The sequence below is a fragment of the Streptomyces sp. 3214.6 genome (genome assembly GCF_900129855.1).
In the GTDB taxonomy this organism is placed as follows: domain Bacteria; phylum Actinomycetota; class Actinomycetes; order Streptomycetales; family Streptomycetaceae; genus Streptomyces; species Streptomyces soliscabiei.
In genome coordinates this window covers 342,975-362,055 of sequence record NZ_LT670819.1, presented here as the reverse complement: position 1 = coordinate 362,055, position 19,081 = coordinate 342,975, and the positions used below count along the sequence as shown (strand labels likewise).

13 protein-coding genes and 1 pseudogene are annotated in these 19,081 nt (G+C 70.7%); 5 read left to right on the top strand and 9 right to left on the bottom strand.

Features of this window, described 5'->3' with window-relative positions:
* Positions 1-57: 57 nt before the first annotated feature.
* Entirely contained in the window at positions 58-906 is an 849-nt protein-coding gene (locus B5557_RS01485) for an NmrA family NAD(P)-binding protein (RefSeq protein WP_079657399.1), read from the bottom strand.
* Positions 903-1,328 (bottom strand): nuclear transport factor 2 family protein, encoded by a 426-nt coding sequence (locus B5557_RS01480; protein WP_079657398.1) that lies wholly within the window; start codon positions 1,326-1,328, stop codon positions 903-905. The genes B5557_RS01485 and B5557_RS01480 overlap by 4 nt, the downstream gene beginning before the upstream one ends.
* A gap of 86 nt (positions 1,329-1,414) precedes the next feature.
* Here B5557_RS01480 and B5557_RS01475 point away from each other — a divergent pair, with 86 nt between their 5' ends.
* Together B5557_RS01475 and B5557_RS01470 are read left to right on the top strand one after the other, a co-directional pair.
* Complete coding sequence (locus B5557_RS01475) at positions 1,415-2,023, top strand: TetR/AcrR family transcriptional regulator (protein WP_079657397.1); 609 nt, start codon at positions 1,415-1,417, stop codon at positions 2,021-2,023.
* Between the two features lie 179 nt (positions 2,024-2,202).
* Positions 2,203-3,198: a recombinase family protein gene (locus B5557_RS01470; protein ID WP_079657396.1), complete on the top strand. Its 996-nt coding sequence runs from the start codon at positions 2,203-2,205 to the stop codon at positions 3,196-3,198.
* A 269-nt stretch (positions 3,199-3,467) separates the two neighbouring features.
* Here the strand turns inward: B5557_RS01470 and B5557_RS01465 are convergent, their stop codons facing one another.
* The gene (locus B5557_RS01465; protein WP_079657395.1) at positions 3,468-4,163 is read right to left on the bottom strand and encodes an SDR family NAD(P)-dependent oxidoreductase; all 696 of its coding nucleotides are present in this window, start codon (positions 4,161-4,163) and stop codon (positions 3,468-3,470) included.
* Between the two features lie 102 nt (positions 4,164-4,265).
* On the opposite strand from B5557_RS01465, the gene B5557_RS01460 reads away from it, so the two are divergent.
* Positions 4,266-5,144, top strand: a complete 879-nt coding sequence (locus tag B5557_RS01460) for a helix-turn-helix transcriptional regulator (RefSeq protein ID WP_079657394.1) — start codon at positions 4,266-4,268, stop codon at positions 5,142-5,144.
* A gap of 472 nt (positions 5,145-5,616) precedes the next feature.
* A complete protein-coding gene (locus B5557_RS01455) occupies positions 5,617-6,669 on the top strand; it encodes a substrate-binding domain-containing protein (protein WP_079657393.1) in 1,053 nt (350 codons plus the stop codon).
* A 63-nt stretch (positions 6,670-6,732) separates the two neighbouring features.
* On the opposite strand, the gene B5557_RS01450 is transcribed toward B5557_RS01455, so the two are convergent.
* The 6 genes and pseudogenes from B5557_RS01450 to B5557_RS01425 all read right to left on the bottom strand — a co-directional run bounded on the left by B5557_RS01450 (position 6,733) and on the right by B5557_RS01425 (position 18,308).
* Entirely contained in the window at positions 6,733-7,833 is a 1,101-nt protein-coding gene (locus B5557_RS01450) for a LacI family DNA-binding transcriptional regulator (RefSeq protein WP_079657392.1), read from the bottom strand.
* A 68-nt stretch (positions 7,834-7,901) separates the two neighbouring features.
* Positions 7,902-10,100, bottom strand: a complete 2,199-nt coding sequence (locus B5557_RS01445) for an alpha-galactosidase (RefSeq protein WP_079657391.1) — start codon at positions 10,098-10,100, stop codon at positions 7,902-7,904.
* 43 nt (positions 10,101-10,143) lie between these two features.
* A pseudogene (locus B5557_RS46055) lies at positions 10,144-11,855 on the bottom strand (beta-galactosidase).
* 196 nt (positions 11,856-12,051) lie between these two features.
* A complete protein-coding gene (locus tag B5557_RS01435) occupies positions 12,052-13,806 on the bottom strand; it encodes a cellulase family glycosylhydrolase (RefSeq protein WP_079657390.1) in 1,755 nt (584 codons plus the stop codon).
* 55 nt (positions 13,807-13,861) lie between these two features.
* Positions 13,862-15,376: a glycoside hydrolase family 43 protein gene (locus B5557_RS01430; protein ID WP_079657389.1), complete on the bottom strand. Its 1,515-nt coding sequence runs from the start codon at positions 15,374-15,376 to the stop codon at positions 13,862-13,864.
* A gap of 88 nt (positions 15,377-15,464) precedes the next feature.
* Complete coding sequence (locus B5557_RS01425) at positions 15,465-18,308, bottom strand: glycoside hydrolase family 3 protein (RefSeq protein ID WP_231976206.1); 2,844 nt, start codon at positions 18,306-18,308, stop codon at positions 15,465-15,467.
* A gap of 553 nt (positions 18,309-18,861) precedes the next feature.
* Between B5557_RS01425 and B5557_RS43455 the strand changes: the two genes are divergently transcribed.
* Entirely contained in the window at positions 18,862-19,074 is a 213-nt protein-coding gene (locus tag B5557_RS43455; protein ID WP_143688291.1) for a hypothetical protein, read from the top strand.
* Positions 19,075-19,081 lie beyond the last annotated feature (7 nt).

Here is a 19,081-nt window from a genome sequence, read left to right as displayed (position 1 = left end):
GGCCAGGCCGAGATTACGCAGGGTCTCGAACCCACAACTGCTGGTCGTCCTGGAACATCAGCTGCTGCATCGCATCTCCCTCTCAAGGAGCGCTCGGAAGGTGCGCGAGGGCCGACCGGTGAGGCGCTGGACGGTGTCGGTGATGCGGTCCTCCGTGCCTTCGGCGATGGCACGGTCCATGCCGGCCAGTAGTGCGGCGAACTCCACCGGCACCTGCGTCGTGAGGCGATCGCGCATCTGCTCGTAGGACAGACGGCGGTGGACCACGGGCCGACCGGTGACCTCGGTGATGATCGCGGCGATGTCGTCGTAGCAGAGTGCCTCGGGTCCGGTGAGGAGGAGATCGGTGTTGGGGGCTTGCTCGTCGGTCAGAGCGCAGACGGCGACGGCCGCGATGTCCTCGGCGTCGACGAAGCCGACCCGGCCGCTTTCGGTGGCGGTCCAGATGATGCCCTCGTCGCGGATGCTGCGAGCGTGCGCGTGCGTGCCGGTGAAGTTCTGCATGAACCACGAGGGCCGCAGTACCGCCCACTGTTCGAACAGATCGGGCAGGGCCTGGTGCACCGTTCCCACCGCCGGACCGCCCTCGGGGATGGCCGAGGAGCTCAGCAGCACCGCGCGGTGCACGCCGGCGGTGCGGGCCTGATGGAGGAACGGCAGCATGATCGCCGCGGGGTCGGAGTCGCCCAGGGGCGGTATGAGGTAGACGCGGTCGACTCCGTCGAGGGCGGCAGCGTGAGTGGCGGGGTCGTACCAGTCGAAGGGGACCGGCTCGGCGCCGGCGACCGGGGTGGCCGGGCGGCTGGCGGCTTTGACGCGGTGACCCGCGGCCGTCAGCTGTGCGGCGGTGCGGCTTCCGGTGGTGCCGGTGGCGCCGATGACCAGTGTGGTGCCGGTGGTGGTCATCGGCTGCTCCCGGTGAAGTCGGTGCCGGATTCCTGGACGGCGAGGGGGTTCCAGTAGTCCCGGTAGGAGGTGATATGCCCCTCTTGTACGGTCACGACGGCGATGTAGGTCATGTCGAAGGGGGCGTCGCTTTCCATCAAGCGACCGACGCCGCGCATCTCGACCACGATGGTCTGTGGATCGGTGGTCTGGTGGATCCGCAGGTCGGGGAAGTCGTGCAGTTCTATGTGGTCGGGGTAGTGGCGCATATAAGCGGCGACGGCCTCCCTGCCCTCCAGGCGCTGGGGCCAGCCGTCGGGGGCGAAGGGGAACTCCATGAGGCCGTCCTCGGCCCACAGGGCGACCCACGCGGGAATGTCCTTGTCGAGCAGCAGTCGCAGGCTGTGGCGGTACAGATCCGCCGGGGAGGTTGGTGCGGACATGGGTATCCTCCAAGTCATAGAATCCGGACCCTGGGTCCGATTTGACGATACGGACCACGAGTCCGCTTTGCAAATGGAGGTGCGGCATGCCAGAGCGCAGGCCCCGCAAGGACGCCGCCCGTAATCGGGAGGCCGTGCTCGCGGCCGCTGACGCCCTTTTCGTCCGCTGCGAAAGTCCCGAGGACGTCACCATGGCCGACATCGCTGCGGCGGCCGGCGTTGGCAAGGGCACGCTCTTCCGGGCCTTCGGCGATCGCGCCGGGCTGCTCCGCGCACTGTACGAGGCACGGCTGGAACCGATCAGGCAGGCCGTCGAGGTCGGCCCACCGCCCCTGGGGCCCGCGACCCCACCGCGGGATCGCGTACCCGCCCTGCTCGATGCCGTCCTGTGCTTCAAACTCGACAACCGGCGCCTCGCGCTGGCCCTGGAGGAAGGCGGGAGCAGCAGCCCGTACCGGGCGGAGCACTACGAGCGGTGGCACAGCCTGCTCCGAGCCGTACTGGAGCAGGTCCCCGGCCTGACCGGCAGCGACTTCACCGCCCACGCCCTGCTCGCCGCCACACGAGCCGACCTCGTTGAGCACCTGGCCGGAGAAGAGCGCATTCCGCGGGAAAGGATGCGGTCACAGTTGGCGAACTTCGTCACCAGCGTCCTGGCCTCCGGCCCGCCGCAAGGGTTGACCGCCGAAGAATGATCGAGGATCGGGCGAGTCCTTGATCAGCGGGGCCTCTCGCAAACGACCCTTTCCCGGAGCAAGATCGAAAACGTGCCGCCGGAACCCTGTTGATCTCCGATCAGTTCTCAGAACCCGTTCTCACTCAAAAGCGGGTCGGACCCCCTTCTGAGACTTGTGTTGTGCGAGGATGCGAGGCTGTGACGGACACTCAGGGCCCCTCGCCAAGCGACCCGGACGACATCGAGCGCCACCCCTGCCCCCGCTGTGATGTTCAGCCCGGCTCACCCTGCCGCTCACGTAGCGGCGCGGTCGCCGGCGCGTACCACACCGGCCGGTTCACGAAGGTGCCCCGGCTCGCGAAGCTGCTGCGGGTGCAGACCCCGGCCGACCGCGGGCCGGGGCAACCGTGGCGACCCGGCACCCCGCCGCCGGCTCCGGCCGTCCCAGACGCCCCAGGCGTCGATATCCGCCTCGGCTACGCCCGTTGCTCGCACCTGAGCCAGGAACTCGACTCCCAGTTCGACGCGCTCACCGCGCACGGCATCCCCCGAGAGAAGATCTTCAGCGAGAAGATCAGCACCCGCGTGCGGGTGCGCCCGCAGTTCGAACAGGTGCTCCGGACGGCGCGGGAGATCAAGGCGCACGCCCCGCACTGCCGCGTGATCCTGACGGTGTACGAGATGAAGCGGCTCGGCCGCGACGCCGCCGAACTCACCGCGCTAGCCGACCACCTCACCGCACATGGCCTGGTCCTGGAGATGCTCGCCGGGCCGCTGCCCGGCATCTACGACCCCACCGGGCCCGGCAAACTGCTGTTCGCGTTCTTCGCCGCGATGGCGGAGACCGAGCGCGAGAACATCCGAGAGTCCACCCTGGAGGGCCTCGACACCGCCGCCCGCAAAGGCAAGCACGGCGGCCGGCCGCCGGTCATCACCGACGACATGCTGCACACCGTGCTGCGCCGGAGAGCGAACGGGGAGTCCGTCGAGCAGATCCAGCCCAACCTGATCATCCCCACTGGCAAGCGCAAGGGACAGAACCCGTCCGTCGCCAGCATCTACCGGGCACTCGCCGAGCACGCCAAGCGCGAAGCGTACCCCGAAGCCGTCGAAGCCGCGCACGCCGACTTCGCTGCCCTCCAGGCCGGTGAACTCCCCGGCCCGCGCACGGCGACGACGGAGCCAGCTCGATGACGCCGTACCACGTCAACGACTACCGCTGATTCCCGTTCCGCTACTCCCCAAGGGCCGTGATAGCGACGTCGAGTACGCCGCCGGCCACCCGCAGCTCCGTCAGCGTCAGTGGGCCGTACGCGTCTGCGAAGGTGGCGGCTACCGTCACCGTGCCGCCGGGGGTAACGGTGCAGGAGTGCCGTCACTCCGGCCGCGTGAAGGACCTCGGCATGAGTTCGCCACTCTGGGGCCTTCGTCCGTGCCGGGCACGCCCCGAATTCGAGGGTGGATCACCAGGCCATCTCACCGTGACGGTCGCGGAAGGTTCCGGTCGGCCCGTGCGGCCCGATGGTGGCGAGTTCGACGATCGCGTCGGTGCCCTCGGTCACGGTCTGCGGGCCGCTGTGCCCGTTGAAGTCGGTCGCTGTGTAGCCCGGGTCGGCCGCGTTCACTTTCACATCCGGCCAGGACTTCGCGTACTGCGTGGTCAGCATGGTCACCGCGGCCTTCGACGCCGTGTAGAGCGGCGCGAGGTTCCTCGACTCGACGCGCTCGGCGTCGTGGGTGGCCGCGAACGACCCCATGCCGCTCGACACATTGACGATGACCGGGTGCGCGGACTTGCGCAGCAGCGGCAGGAACGCGTGCGTGACCCGGACGATTCCCACGACATTGACTTCGAACACCTCGCTGGCATCAGCGGCTGTGATCTGGTCGGTGGGGTTGTGCGTCCCGAAAATACCTGCGTTGTTGATCAGGACGTCGATGCCGCCCTCGCGAGCCTCGATATCGGCGGCGGCAGCGGCCGCCGATGCGTCGTCGGTCACGTCGATCTGGACGAAACGGGCCCCGAGTGCGTCGGCGGCCGCCTGGCCGCGCTCCGGATCACGAGCTCCGATGAGGACGGTGTGGCCGGCCTCGATCAAGCGGCGGGCGGTCTCGTACCCGAGGGACTTGTTGGCTCCTGTGATGAATGTGGTCGTCATGCGTCCACTCTCGGCCCGTGGCGAGAGGCCAGCCAGTGCTCTCCGCGACGGTAGGACAGCCAGTACCAGGCACGGCGACGGCCCGGCGGACACAATGGCCGAGTGGACGAGACCCTGGGCACGGCACTGCACCGCTGGCGCGACCGCCTTTCTCCCGCCGACGCCGGACTGACCTCACGGCCCGGACGACGTGCGGTGGGGTTGCGCCGCGAGGAACTGGCAGAACTCGCCGGGCTGTCGGTCGACTACGTGGTCCGCCTGGAACAGGGCCGCGCCAAAAGCCCTTCAGCACAGGTCGTCGCGAGCCTGACCAGGGCACTGCAACTGCAGCCCATGGAGCGCGATCACGCCTACCGGCTGGCCGGCCTCCTGCCTCCCCAGGAGGGGACGATCTCCACGCATGTTCCGGCCGGGGTCCAACGGATGCTGGCCCGCCTCGGGGAGTTCCCTGTGGGCGTGTTCAGTGCCGACTGGACCTTGCATTCCTGGACCCCCGCATGGTCGGTCCTGATGGGCGATCCCAGTGCGCGGACACACGACGAGCGCAACCTGGCACGGGCGGTCTTCGCCACAGGGCCCAGCCGGCTCGCGTCCTGGCCCGTGCTCCAGGACGACGATGCCCTGAAACTTGCCCTCGTCGCAGACTTGCGCACAGCTCTCATCGACTACTCCCGCGACCGCGGCCTGACCGACCTCGTCGAGGAACTGCGGTCCACCAGCGCGGAGTTCGCCCACCTGTGGGACGAGGGCACAGCCGGCCCGCACGTCTCGGCCCGCAAGACCGTGGTACACCCCCAGGTGGGTGAGGTGATCTGCGACTGCGACGTGCTCACCGTTCCAGGCTGCGACATCCGACTCGTCGTCTACACGGTGGCCGCGGGTTCCACCGACGCTGAAAAGCTGGAGTTCCTACGGGTCACCAACGGCGTCCGCGCCGACGGCCCCACGCCTCCGGGGCCCGGCCTGTTCTCCACGCCGTAACGATCGGGCGTCGTGCAGGGGTCGAAGGACGCCCAGACCTGGACCGACCTCATCAAGCCACTCACCGGGGCCGTCGCAAACGCCTGGAGCGACCAGCCCACCTCGGGCGGGGACCACTACCGGTACCCGCATATCCACAACGCCACAAGCTGGTACGGCCCGCTGACCGACCCGGCTCCGGCGTCCTGCCGCACCACTGTCTGGAACTCCGGGCCGCTCGCTTCGGAGGTTCGTCCTGACGCCCCTCCAGCGGGATTGACCGCGCCTGACGGCGGGGGAACGACGACTTTCGTCCCCCCGCCCGCGGAACCGCCGGGGCAGAGCCGAGCCCGCCCCCTGTGTCCGGGCGGAGCGCTTTGGCTGGGGAGCTGTTGCACGGGGGACTTGGTGAATAGCCTGTGTCCCAGTGCTCCTGCACAGGCTTCCTGGCTGGACAGGTGCGGCCAGGCCACGGTGAACAGGAATTGCTGCTGTGACTGATACTCCATCCGCAGGTACCCCGGTCGGTCACGAGCGCTCGCGCCTCGTGGATCCGCCGTGGCCGACCATCGCCTACATACCCGAGCCCATGGACGGCGTGCCGGTGCTCGCGCTTTCGGTGCTCGAGGACGGTCCCCGGACCTGGGACCGCAGCCGGAGACGGTTCGGGGAGCTGATCACAAAGCACGCTCACCGCGAGCCTTCGGCTGGGGGTGACCAGGGCGACATCGTGGAGATCCTGTTCCCGGAGCTGGTGCACATGTGGGGGGCGGAGATCCTCCGCGGTGTGGAACGCGTCGCCAGGGAGAACCGCGTGGGGGTGGTGTTCTCGGAGCTCGGTTTCGACCGGGCGACCGCGGTGTACCTCGATGGCAGCGGGGGGCAGCGCGGGCAGGATGTGCTGTCGATCACGTTCCTGCGGGAGGGCCAGCGGGAGCGACTGCGGGCCCAGGGAATCCCCTTCGTCGTGTTCGACCCGGCCGAGGAGCTTGCCGAGGACGTGCCGTTCGTGAGCGCGACGCAATGGAAGGGGGCACGGGCCGCGGTCGGGCATCTGGCAGACCTGGGACATCGGCGCATCGGCATGATCAGCGGGCCCGACCACTCGTTCTGCGTCGCCCGGGTGGCCGGGTACACCTCCGCGCTTCAAGAGGCGGGCCTCGGGCGGGAGCCGGATCTGTTCCTTCGCACCGAGCTGACCCGTGAGCACGGATACGCGGCGGCACGTGAGCTGCTGTCCCGTCCGGACCGGCCCACCGCCGTGTTCACCGCCAGCGACATGCAGGCCATCGGGCTCTATCAGGCCGCCCGGGAACTCGGCCTGTCGATCCCCCGGGACCTGAGTGTGGCGAGTTTCGACGACCTTCCCGTCGCGGCGTGGATGGACCCGCCGTTGACGACCGTGCGCCAGCCGCTGACGGCCATGGCCAGGGCGGCCGCGGAACTCGCCCTCGCTCTCGGCAGTGGCGAGGACATGCCGCAGACCAGGCTCGACATCGCCACGTCACTGGTGGTCCGGGACAGCACCGCCCCGCCGGCGTCCTGAGCGACTGCCGCCGCAGTCGGCGGCACTGCTCGGCGGCGCACCGTGAACAGCGGTTCCCCCGTGCTACGTGGGCTCCTTGCGGGCTGCCCGCGCCGGGCGAGCCTTCGGCGGGGCGGTGCTGGCCCGGACCGTGAGAGTGGTGGCGATCTCGAGGCCGACCTGGCCCACCTCCTCGCCGCGGCCGAGCGCGAGAGCCAACTCGGTCGCGGCCACGGCCATTTCGGTCAGCGGCTGATGCACGGTCGTCAGCGGCGGTTCCACCCAGGCCGCGATGGGCAGGTCGTCGAAGCCGACGACGCTCAGGTCCGCCGGGATGGACAGGCCCAGCTCGCGGGCGGCCTGGTAGACGCCCACGGCCTGGAAGTCGTTCGCGGTGAACACGGCGGTGGGCCGGTCGTCGCGGGACAGCAGGTCGCGGGCGGCGGCGTGCCCCTCCTCGCGGGTGGGCCGGGTCTGCACCAGCAGGTCGGGCTCGGCGGGGACGCCGGCCTCGGCCAGTGCGGCGAGGTATCCCGCCTTGCGGGCCAGGAAGTACGGGTGGTCCGGGCCGCTCAACATGGCGATGCGCCGGTGTCCCAGGCCGAGCAGGTGCCGGACGGCGGTGTGGCCGCCGCGGAAGTTGGTGGCGCCGACGAAGGGCACGTCGTCCGGCAGGTCGTTGATCGGGTGGATGACGACGAACGGGATGCCCTTCGCCTCCAGTTGCTCGCGTTCCTTCTGCGAGAGCTGGGACACGGACAGCACGCAGCTGGGACGGCGCCTGACAGTGTCGTCGATGGATATGGGCTGGCTGTCGTGGAGCGCGAGCTCGGAGACCATGACGCCGACGCGGTTCCTGCGCGCCACCCGCTCCACGCCGCGGATGATCTCCACCGCCCACAGGCTCTCCAGCTCCCGGAAGACCAGCTCCACCACGTTGGCGCGGTTGGCCGCCGACTTCCGGTAGCCGTAATGGTTGATCAGTTCTTCGACGCGGGCCCGGGTCTGGTCGGAGACTCCCGAGCGACCGTTGAGCACCTTGGAGACGGTGGGGATCGAGACGCCGGCGGATTCCGCGATGTAGGCGATGGTGACGGAACCCGGCTTGTCGTCAGGAGAGCTCTGCTCGTCCGCCGTCGGCTCGCCCGATCCGTTGACCGTCACGTTCTCCCCTTCCTCGACCATGGCTCCACCCGGGGCCCGCCTCCTGGTACGGGAGGGACGGCTGCGACGCGCGAGCAGGCATGCTGGGGTCATTCTGGCATCCCGGGCCCGGGGCGGAGCCCCTCAGGCTTCACCCGGTCGGCGTCGCCGGTCGCGGCCCCCTGCCCGCCGGTTTCCGGGACGAGCCGGAGCACGACGGCGGACGGCGCGGCGGGGAGGGTCAGCTTCAGGGCGGCGCTCTCCTGGTTCCAGTGGGAGCGTGCCTGACTGGTGGAGGGGTACAGCACCTCCGCGCGTACGGCGGCGTCACGGAACTGTGGCAGCGGGAGCACGGTGGTGTCCTTCCCGCCCGGGCGGCGCCAGACAGTGAGGTAGGTGGTGGCCGGGGTGTGCAGGGCGAGGGCGATCCAGGGGTCGTCCCAGGCAGGGAGTCCGAGCGGCCAGGTGGGCAGTGCGGTGGCCAGGTCGGCGCGCAGGGCCTTGTGCGCGGCCACCGCCTCGGCGACCAAGTCCTGTGCGGCGGGCGACAGTTCCGGGAGCCGCCCGGAGAGGTGGATCCGCCCGAGGAGGGCGTTGGCCATGGTGAAGGCGACCTCGTCGAGGGTGTCCTCCGGCTGCGGGTAGGCCCAGACGGCGCCCTGTTCGGGGGTGACCGCGGTGGGCGCGGAGGCCGCGATCGGTGCGTAGAGCGCGAGGTTCTGCTGGTCGCTGGTGGACTGGAGCTGGAGCCGGGACAGCAGCGCGTAGTCGGTGCGCATGCCGCCGGAGGCGCAGTTCTCCAGGACCAGGTCGGGGTGGCGGTCCAGGACGCCGTCCAGCCAGTCCAGGTGGGCGCGGTTGTGGCCGAGCAGGCCGTCGGCGGCAGCCTCGCCCGGGTTCCCGCTGGTGCCCGGCCCGGGGTCGATGTTGTGGTCCAACTTGAGGTAGCCGACGCCGAGTTCGCCGACCAGGCGGTCCACCACTCGGTCGAGGTGGTCGCGTGCGGCCGGGTGGCGCAGGTCCAGGTGGTACCGGCCGGTCTCGACGACCCGGACGCCGTTGCGGCGGAAGAACGCCTCCGCCGGCAGCGAGTGGGCCAACGGGCTGGTCACGCCGACGACTTCGGGTTCGAGCCAGAGGCCGGGGACCATCCCGAGCTGCCGGATGCGGTCCAGCACCTCGTGGATGCCGCGCTCCCCGGGGAAGCGGGAGGACGAGGGCTCCCAGGCGCCGACGCTGGTCCACCAGTTGCCCTCGTCGTCGTCGTACCAGCCGGCGTCGATGACGAAGTACTCGGCACCCGCCGCGGCGGCCGCGTCGATGTGGGGGAGCAGTTTGGCCGTGGTCGGGTCGCCCATCAGGCAGTTCATGTAGTCGTTGAAGATGACGGGCAGGCGCCGGTGGTCGGGGTGCGGTCGGCGGACGGCGCGCCGGTACCGGGTGAGCGCGGCGAAGGCCTCGTCGGGTCCTTCGACGCCGAAGGCGATCGCGACCGGGACGGTCTCGAACGAGGCGCCGGGCTCCAGCAGCCGGGACCAACCGTGCCGTCCGGCACTCGGTCCGGACAGGGCCAAGTATGCGGAGTCGTCGTGCTCGCCGCACTCCCAGTGCCAGCCCCCGCCGTTGTGCTCGATCTGCCACACCCACGTCCGGCCGGTCCGGCGGTCGGTCAGCCCGCCCATCGGCAGCCGGTCGCAGCTGGACCACGTGCCCTGCCCGGCGACGGCGAAGCCGCCCTTGCCGTACCGGTAGTGGACGCGGCCGCTGAGGACCGGTGAGCTGAGCCGCATCGGCCGGCGCTGCCAGCGGTACTCGGCGAGCCAGTCGTTCTCCGCCCACAGCAGATCGGCCGCCTCGAGGTCCGCATCCGCGGTGAGGCCGCCCAGCACGAGGGAGGTGACGGACTCCAGGCGGAGGCTCCGGGTGCTCTCGTTGCGGATCACAACCTGGCTGCGCAGCGCCGGGACGCCGTCGGGGGAGCTGAGGACCACCTCCGCGGCCAGTCCGCCGGCCGGGTCATGGAGCTGGACGGTCAGCCGGTGCCAGGCGCCGTCCCGGGCTGCGGTGTGCCCGCGGTAGCGCAGGTCGGCGCCGATGACGGTGTCGATCACCCGGTGTCCGGACCAGTGGTGGCCGTGGTTGGTGGTGGTGGCTTCGACGAGAGGCAGGGGCGCCGCCGCGGGCGGTTCCGCGGGCAGTTGCCCGGGGACGCCGAACCGGCGCAGCCGTGGGGGGCCGTCCGGGTCGGTGCCGATCTCCAGGTGGAGGGCGTCGTGGCCCCAGCGGATGGTGGGGGATTCCTCGGTCACTGGGATTCCTTTCCGGAGGAACGGTCAAGGGAGGCAGGGGAGTTCAGAACCTTCGGAGTACGGCGCAGCCGCCGGGCGGCAGTTCGCTGACTCCGGTGCCGGTCAGCAGGTCGTGGCCGGGGTCGGGCAGCGGCACCGCGTCGCGCCGGTGGTTGAGCAGGAACTGCCGGGCGCGTCCGTCGCCGGCCCGGCGGGTCACCGCTTCCACGTGCTGTGGCAGGCCGGGCGCCCCCGGTCCCAGGGCGGCTTCCGCGGCCAGCCGCCGGACCCTGGCGGCGTACGGCGCGTCGACGAGCCGGGTGGACAGGTACCAGCCCTGCCCGGAGCCGAACCGGTGGTGGGTCAGCGCCGGACGGTCCGTCAGCATGACGTGGGTGTAGCGGGCGAGGGCCTCGGCGCCGTCGGTGCGCAGGCTCTCGGACCAGGAGCCCGCCTCGGTCCCGTCGGACAGCACGATGCGCTCGCCCCGGCGCAGCGGCCGGTGTTCCTCGACCCGGACGCCCAGCGCCTCGCGGAACGGCTGCGCGGGATAGCCGCCGAGACGGGCGTGCAGACGTTCGTCGGCGCAGCCGCTCGCGTACTGGACGAGCAGGGTGCCGCCGTGCTCGACGTAGCGGCGCAGATTGGCGGCGGCCGCGTCGGTGAGCAGGAACAGCGCGGGGGCGAGCACCAGACGGTAGCGGCTCAAGTCCTGTCCGGGGTGCGCAACCCCGCCCCAGTAGGTCTCGGCGCCGAAGTGCAGGGTGTGCCAGTGCCAGTACTCGACCATGCGCGCCCCACGGGCGACCAGCGCCCAGGCCGCCTGCCGCCACTGTCCGTCGTAGGCGGGACGGTTGTCGAAGGTGCCGCCCACCGCCTGCGCGTTGGTCTCCGTGACGAGGAAGGGCTCCTGGCGTGAGGACCAGGCCCGGTCCGCCTCCTGGAACAGCCCCCATACGCCTCCGGCCAGCCACGCGTGCGGCGGCCGGTCCGGATCGGCGGGCAGTGCCAGCGCGTCCTGCATCTCGTAGTACGGGTTGGCCGCCGCGATGTCCAGACGGTCTGCCAGCCGGTCGTCGTCCAGGGCGGGATGGTGGTAGTGCAGACAAGTGGTGACGAACTGGTCGGACCGGGCGTACTCCCGGACCAGGCCGGCCTGCCAGGTGATGAACTCGGTGGTCTGCCGGGCCTGGAAGGCGCGCCAGGCCACGTCGTACTGCGGCTGCGCGTTGCCCTCCGGGGTCCACAGGTCGGCCCAGGTGGTCAGCCGGTGCGACCAGTAGACCAGGCCCACTCCCGGTTGAGCGTCTCCACGTTCCCGTAGCGGGCCCGCAGGTCGTCGACGAAGCGCTGGAACACGCCGTGGTTGTGCGGCAGCCGGCAGCCGGGTTCGTTGTCGACCTGGAAGCCGATCACGGTCGGGTGGCCGGCGTGGCGGGCGAGGATGCGGCGGACCACGCGCTCCGCGTGGAAGCGGAAGGCGGGGTGGGTGATGTCCATCTCCTGGCGGGCGCCCCACGGGGCACGGCGGCCGATGGCGTCCTCCGCGGCGATCTCCGGGTGGAGCCGGGCCAGCCACGGGGGGACGGCATAGGTCGGGGTGCCCAGCACCACCGCGATGCCGCGGGCGTGGGCGGAGTCGAGGACCGGCTGCAGCCACTCCAGGTCGAAGCGGCCGTTCTCCGGCTCCCAGGTGGACCAGACCGACTCGCCGACGCGGACCACCGTGAAGCCGGCCTCGGCCATCAGGTCGAGGTCGGCTTCGATGCGGTCCATCCGGTGGTACTCGGGGTAGCAGGCGGCCCCGAACAGCACGCGGGGCGGAAGGGTGGTCACGGCGGTCCTCCGGCCGGGGCGGTGCGGCCAGCCGAACACCGGCCGGTCGCACGGGGGTTGACATGGGTGCTCCGGTGCGGAGGTCCGGGGAGGAGGCTCCGCACCGCAGCGGTTCGCGGTGCCGGCTGGTCCTGGCTCAGGAGGCGGTGCCGGTCACGGTCGAGCCGGAACGGGTGACGTGGTAGGTGACGGTGGCGCCGCTCCAGAAGTGGAAGGTGAGCGTCACCGGGGCGCCCTCCTTGACCGTCTTGAGGAAGTCGGCCTTGACGGTGGTGGTGTTGTTGCCGTAGTCGGGGCGGTAGTTGTCGAACGACTGGAAGGTGGTCCAGGAAGCCGGGCCGGCGGCGGTGCCGTCGGCGTAGGTGGACTCGACGTTTGCCATCAGGTCACCGTTGAACCGGGTGGGTATGGTGAGTCCGTCCTCGGTTCCGGTGGCGTCGGTCATCACCGGCTTGTCGTACGAGCGCACGAAGAGTTTCCACGGGACGCCGTCGGAGTACCGGACCTCGAGGGTGGCGTTGACGCCGGCAGCACGGTCGCCGGCGAGCCGGGTGAGGGCGTCGGCGGTCAGGGTCAGCCGGTCGCCGTTGAGGGTGTAGTCGACGGACGGGATCAGCGGGCGGTCGCCCTGCCAGAGGCCGGTGAACGAGAGGCCGTTGCGGTTGAGCGTGATGGTCTGCGCCGCGATGGGACCGGACTTCGGCAGGAAGATGTTGTCGGTGGAGGCGGTGCCCGAGCGGGTCCGCCAGGAGCGCTGGATCAGGGCCTTCATCTCGGGGACCTGCCACTGCATGGTGGAGCGGTTCAGGAAGTCGTTGGCGGCGTCCCAGACGGCGGAGGTCATGCCGTTGATGCGCGCCTCGTAGTTGACGTGCTCGAAGTACTTCAGCATCTCGCCGCGTTCGACCACGCCGGAGTACGGCGAGGTGAGCAGGCCGTACTCGCCGAGGTAGACGGGGATGCCCTTGGCCACGAAGGTGTCGTGCACCCGGGCGAAGCCGTCGGTCAGGTCCTTCTGGGCCGTTGTGTCGTAGGTGGTCCCGTTGGCGATGTTCACGCTGAACGGGTACCAGCTGTAGTAGTGCACGGTGGCGACCAGGTTGGGGTCGTGCAGCGAGCTCATCGTCGTGGACAGGTCGTCGAGCCAGTGCTGGGCGGAGTTGGTCTCCTCCGAGGGCAGGACGAGCAGACGGTCCTTGTTCCCGCCACCGGAGTTGCGCACGACGTCGTGGAAAGAGGTGTTGAGTTCCCGCAGGTACTGGGTCTTCTGGGCGTCGGTCGCGTTGGAGAACTGCGGCTCGTTGATGCTCTCCATGAGCAGCTTGCGCGGCTCGTCCTTGAAGGCGGTGGCGATCTGCTGCCAGGTCGACTTGAACCGCGCCATCACGTTGTCGTGGTCGGTGGACATGTTGGCGATCCACTTCCACGAGTCGTGGTGGACGTTGATCTCGACGTAGAGGCCGTCCTCCAACGCCCAGTCGAACACCTGCTTGACCCGCTTCATCCACACGGGGTCGATGGTGTACGGGGCGGTGTCGGACTGGTGGGGGAACCAGGTGACGGGAATCCGGACGCTGCGGAAGCCCTGGGCGCGGAGACCGTCGAACGTGGCCTTGGTGGTGAGCGGGTTGCCCCACGAGGTCTCGTCGGGGAACGCGTCGAAGGTGTTGCCGAGGTTCCAGCTGGGCTGCATCTGGGCCACGGCGGCCATCGCGCTACGGGGGGTGCGGTCCGCTGCTGCCGGCGTCTGGCCGGCCGGTGAGGCGACGGCGGTGCCGCAGGTGAGGCTGCCGGCGGTGACCACGGCCGCCAGGAGCCCGGCCGTCCGGTGCAGGCGGCGGTTGTGTGGGCTGGCGGCGCGCGGTGTGCCCTTCTGCTGTGCGTCGTTCACGGTTCGTCCCTTCGGATGAAATGGGTGATGGGGCGAGGAGGCCCCTGACGCGTACTCAGGGGAGCGGGAGAGGCTCGTAGTCGAACCAGTCGAAGCAGACCGTGCCCGCGGTGGCGTACAGGCCGATCACGCGGCCGGTGAAGCCGCCGGCGACCTCGGTCGACAGGTAGCGGCCGTCCACGGCCGTCAGGTCCCTCGTCGTGCCGTCCGCCGTTCCGACCGCGAAGACGAGCGAGTCCGGGCCCCTGCGCGCGTCGTGCGGCTCGGGGGCCGGGCCGGTACGCACGGACAGGACCAACGGGCCTGCGGGGAGCGCGCGTTCGGCGACGACGGACCGGACCGTGCCGATCCGGGCGATCACCCGGACCCACCCGTCGGCGTCGGCCTCGATCGCGTAGTGGTGGCGCTCGTCCAGCCGCACGGCCAGGCCGCCGGTGCCCGTACCGGGGTCGATCAGCGTGCGCGCCTCGAAGGCGAGGTGCTGCTGGCGGCGGCCGACGAAGACGACGTCCGGCTCGTCGAGGGAGCTGCCGCGGGCGCGCAGGGTCAGCCAGCCGTCGCGCTCCTTGGTGCCGACCAGTTCCGCCGGGCGGTCCCGCAGCGAGATCCAGCAGGGCCGGAGCTCGGCGGCATCGAAGTCGTCCCGCTCGGGCAGCGGCTGAGGCGGCGACACCTGCCAGGGGAGTTCCGCGAGTTCGAGGCCGACCTCGCCGACCACGGGCCAGCCGTCCTCCCAGGTGACCGGCGCAAGGAAGGTCTCACGTCCCAGCACGTGCCAGCCCGGGGTGCCGCCCTGAGGCCTGACGCCCAGCAGCACCATCCACCAACTCCCGTCCGGCGCCTGGACCAGGTCGGCGTGCCCGGTGTTCTGCACGGGCCTGGTCGTGCTGCGGTGGGTCAGGATCGGATTCGCGGGGCACGGCTCGAAGGGCCCGCGGGGAGAGGGGCCACGGGCGATGGAGACGGCGTGGCCGCGCTCTGTGCCGCCCTCGGCGATCATCAGGTACCAGTACTCGCCGATCCGGTACAGGTGCGGCGCCTCGGGCGCGGCGGCGCCGGGCGTGCCGGACCACACGCGGTACGGCTCGCCCAGGGTCTCGCCGGTGTGGGGGTTGAACGGCACCTGCGCGACGCCCGCGACGGTGCACCAGCAGTTGCCCTCCTCGTCCCAGGCCAGGTCGGGGTCGATGCCGGGCACGCCGGGCGCGTGAACGGGCTCGGACCAGGGGCCGGCCGGATCGGTGGCGGTGACCACCAGGTTCCCGCCGCCGGAGACGTTGGTGACCATGAGCCAGAAGCGCCCGTCGTGATGGCGCAGGGTCGGTGCGTAGATGCCTCCGGACGAGGACGTCTCCACGGGCAGCCGCAGCTGGCTCGGCCGGTCGAGGACGTTACCGATCTGCGTCCAGTTCACCAGGTCGCGGCTGTGGAAGATCGGCACGCCGGGGAAGTACTCGAAGCTGGAGCAGGCGAGGTAGTAGTCCTCGCCGACCCGGCAGATGCTCGGGTCCGGATGGAAGCCCGGGATCACCGGGTTCGTCGCGACGGTGGACGGCTGGGGCGTCGGCATGGGGCAGGTCCTCGGCAGGTAAACGGAAGGGGAGCGTTGGGGGCGACGGCTGTGCCTCCCCTCACAGAGGTACGGCCGCCGTTGGCTCTCAGGGGGTGAAGGTGAGGGTGGTGAGGCGTTGTTCGCCGGTGAGGATGACGCGGAGGTCGTGGACACCGGTGGGTTGGTGTCCGGTGAGGTCGGCGAGGACGGTGGTCCAGGTGTGGCGGTCGCCGGTGGAGGGGACCGTGACGGTGGTCAGCAGGCGGTCGCCGGTCCAGAGTTGGAGCCGGGCGGTGCCGGGGGCGGTGCGGGAGACCTGGAGGGCGACGGAGCCGGCGCCGGTGAGGTCGACATCGCAGAAGAGGAGTTCGCCGTGCTCGGCGGTGGGGGTGACGGCGTCGCCGTGGGTGGGGGTGGCGTCGACGAGGGTGATGTTCTCGTAGTCGTCGAAGTCGGCTGCATGGAGCGGGACTTCGAGGACGCGGCGAGGCTCCGGTGCGGGGCCGGTGACGGTGAGGGTGGCACTGCGGACCGGCTGGCTTGCCGAGCGGGCGGTGATCAGTTCGTAGCGGCCGGGGTGGACAGTGAAGGCGCTGGTGGCCACGTCCCAGTGGGCGAGGGCGCCGGTGGCGGGCAGGGTGAACTCGAGCTCGGTGGTCTCGCCTGCCGCGAGGCGGACTTTGCGGTAGGCGGCCAGGCGGAGCTGGGGCGCGTGGTAGCGGGCGTCGAGGTGGCGGGTGTAGAGCTGGACCGTTTCGGTGCCGGGGCGGGTGCCGGTGTTGGTCACGGTGAGGGTGGCGGTGACCTCCCCGTCCGCGGCCAACTCGGTTTGGCCGAGCTGGGGTTCGCCGTAGTCGAAGGTGGTGTAGGACAGGCCGTGGCCGAAGGGGTAGAGGGGTGCGGTCTGGTGGTACAGGTAGGTCCAGCCGGCCTTGATGATGTCGTAGTCGAGGGGGGCGGGGAGTTCGTCGTCGCTGCGGTACCAGGTCTGGGGGAGGCGGCCGGTGGCGTCGGTGTCGCCGCGCAGGACGGCGGCGAGGGCGCGGCCGGTCTCCTGGCCGGCGTGGGAGGTCCAGACGATGGCGGGCAGGTGCTGGTCGGCCCAGTTCACCGCGTAGGGGTAGCTGGACATGACGACGAGAACGGTGTCGGGTCGGACGGCGGCGATTTCGCGCAGCAGCCGGTCCTGCTGCGGGGGAAGCCGCAGCCCGGCGCGGTCCTGGGTCTCGCGGCCGTTGATGTGAGGGTCGTTGCCGAGCACGACGATGGTCACGTCCGAGGCTTGGGCCGCGGCGACGGCTGAGATGATGCCGTCGCGGACGGTGGTGCGGGTGAACCGCAGGGCCTGCTCGGGGGTGTCGGCGGTCATGGTCAGCTCGCCGGTGGCGGGGTCGGCCTGGGCGTAGTGGCCGGTGAACTGGTTGCGCAGCACCTCGGTGCCGTCGGTGGCGGGTTCGAGGTGGAAGGTCTCGTGGACGAACCAGTCGCCGGGCTGGTCGCGGTTGGCGGCGACGCGCTGGTCGGCGTCGCGCAGGGAGGCGTACCGGCCGGTGGCGGCGGAGCGCAGGGTGAGCACGCCCAGGTCCCAGTCGAACAGGTCGAACTGGGCGGCGGCGTCCGTGTCCTGGGCCTGGCCGAGCACCAGCAGTCCGTCCTCGCCCACGGCGGTGACCGCTTGCCCGTCGGTGGTGCGCAGCACGATCCGGTCCACGCCCTCCACCCCTTCGACGCCGAGGCCGTCGGAGACGGTGACACGGTAGGGGTGGGTGCCGCTGTACCAGTCCTCGAACAGGGTGCAGGCCAGCGGCCCGACCACCGCGATCCGCCGCTCCGGGGCCAGCGGCAGTAGCCCGGTGTTCTTGAGCAGTACCACCTGTTCGGTGGCGGCGCGCAGCGCCAGGGCCTGGTGGGCGGGGGAGTTGACGACGTCCCAGCCGATCCCGGCGTAGGGGTCGAGGCCGGGGTCGAACTCGCCGAGGCGGAAGCGGATCGACAGCTGGCGGCGCACCGCCCGGTCGATGTCGTCCTGGGTCACCAGGCCGCGCTCGAGGGCGGCGGTGATCCGGCCGATGGTGACGGGGCTGTCCTCGCCGTGGTCGGTGAAGGAGTCGATGCCGGCCTTGAGTGCGGCGGCGTGGGAGGCGGCATGGTCGTCGAAGTCGTGCTCCGGGTCGACCAGGTTGGAAGGGGCTTCGGCGTCGCTGACGACGAACAGCTCGTGGCCGGTGGGCTCGGCCCAGCGGCGCAGCTCCTGCTCGAGCAGGGGGCTGACGTGGCAGGGGCGGCCGTTGACGAGGTTGTAGGCGGCCATGACGCCGGTCGCCGCGCCGGTGGCGATGGCCGGGCGGAAGGCGGCCAGGTCGTACTCGTGCAGCACCCGGGGCCGAATCGCCGAGGAGGTGGTGCAGCGGTCGTCCTCGTTGTTGTAGGCGAGGAAGTGCTTGAGCACCGGGGCCGTGCGCAGGTACGTCGGGTGGTCGCCGGTCATGCCCCGGCAGAACGCCGTCCCCAGCCGGGCGGACAGCAGCGGGTCCTCGGAGTAGCCCTCCTCGTTGCGGCCCCAGCGCGGGTCGCGCAGCAGGTTCACCACCGGCGCCCAGCCCTGCAGGCTGTTGCGGCCGGTGCCGCTGACGGGCGGCCGGTGGTGGTGGAACGCCCGCTGCTCGACGGAGATCGCCGCCGCCACCTCCCGGACCAGGTTCTCGTCCCAGGTCGCGCCCAGGCCCACGGCCTGCGGGAAGGTGGTGGCCTCGCCCAGCCAGGACACGCCGTGCAGGGTCTCGGTGCCGGTGCGGAACTCGGCGACCCCGAGACGCGGGATCGCGGGCGAGTACTGGTGCAGCATCGCGATCCGCTCCTCGAGGGTCAGCCGGGAGAGCAGGTCCTCGACGCGCTCGGCGAGTGGGAGCCCCGGATCGCGGAAGGGCAGCGTGACGGCATCAGTGCTCACAGGTGGAAGTCCCTTGCAGGTGTGTGAGGCAGGGTGGAACGCCCAGGACGGAAGGGCCAGATGGCCGGCTCCGTGGTCCGAAAGCGGTGGTGAGGATGGCGTGTTGACGCGCTTCGACGCTGGCATGCACCCAAAGGACTGTCAAGAGAAAGTTTCCAAGAAAATCCTGTTCATGTGGCGAGTTGGATTTTCCGCGGCACCTCTTGCGTCTTGCGTGAAGCCACTCTTAACCTCTCGGCAACATTCAAGCGCTTCGACGCTCCGCAGGGACGCGACGACAACCTGCCGGTTGCCTGGATGTCGACGGTGCCGTTCGCACCGTCCCCTCCACACCGCCGCACACCAGCACGTCGCTCGATGCGGATCGTCACCGGCGAAGGGCCGCCCACCATGAGCATCGCAATGAACGGCAGAGCCTTCGTGAACGGCGCAGTCGCCGTCGCCGGGGGTGCTGCCCTGTCACCCCTACTGTCCGCCTGCGGCGGCGGCTCCTCCCGCATCAAGGGCGGGACCAACTCGAAGAGCGGCCTGAGGGCCGCGCTGCCGAAACTACGTGCAGGGACAGGCTGTCAAGCCCGACATCCCCTCGGTGCAGGGCGTGGCAGGCGCGTTCACCGACCCGGGCTTCCTCACCTACCCGGCCAAGCAGATCTCGACGGTGTCCGGCACCCCGGGCAAGGGCGGCAGCTACACCGCCGTCACCCCGCTCTGGGGGACCATCCCAACAACTCGTTCTACCAGGCCGTCAACAAGGCGCTGGGCGTGAACCTCAC

Excerpts from the sequence above, each read along its gene's own strand:
- B5557_RS01485 (WP_079657399.1), bottom strand. The coding sequence starts at position 906 with ATGACCACCACCGGCACCACACTGGTCATCGGCGCCACCGGCACCACC.
- B5557_RS01450 (WP_079657392.1), bottom strand. The coding sequence starts at position 7,833 with ATGGTCGAGGAAGGGGAGAACGTGACGGTCAACGGATCGGGCGAGCCG.
- B5557_RS01480 (WP_079657398.1), bottom strand. The coding sequence starts at position 1,328 with ATGTCCGCACCAACCTCCCCGGCGGATCTGTACCGCCACAGCCTGCGA.
- B5557_RS01430 (WP_079657389.1), bottom strand. The coding sequence starts at position 15,376 with ATGCCGACGCCCCAGCCGTCCACCGTCGCGACGAACCCGGTGATCCCG.
- B5557_RS01465 (WP_079657395.1), bottom strand. The coding sequence starts at position 4,163 with ATGACGACCACATTCATCACAGGAGCCAACAAGTCCCTCGGGTACGAG.
- B5557_RS01475 (WP_079657397.1), top strand. The coding sequence starts at position 1,415 with ATGCCAGAGCGCAGGCCCCGCAAGGACGCCGCCCGTAATCGGGAGGCC.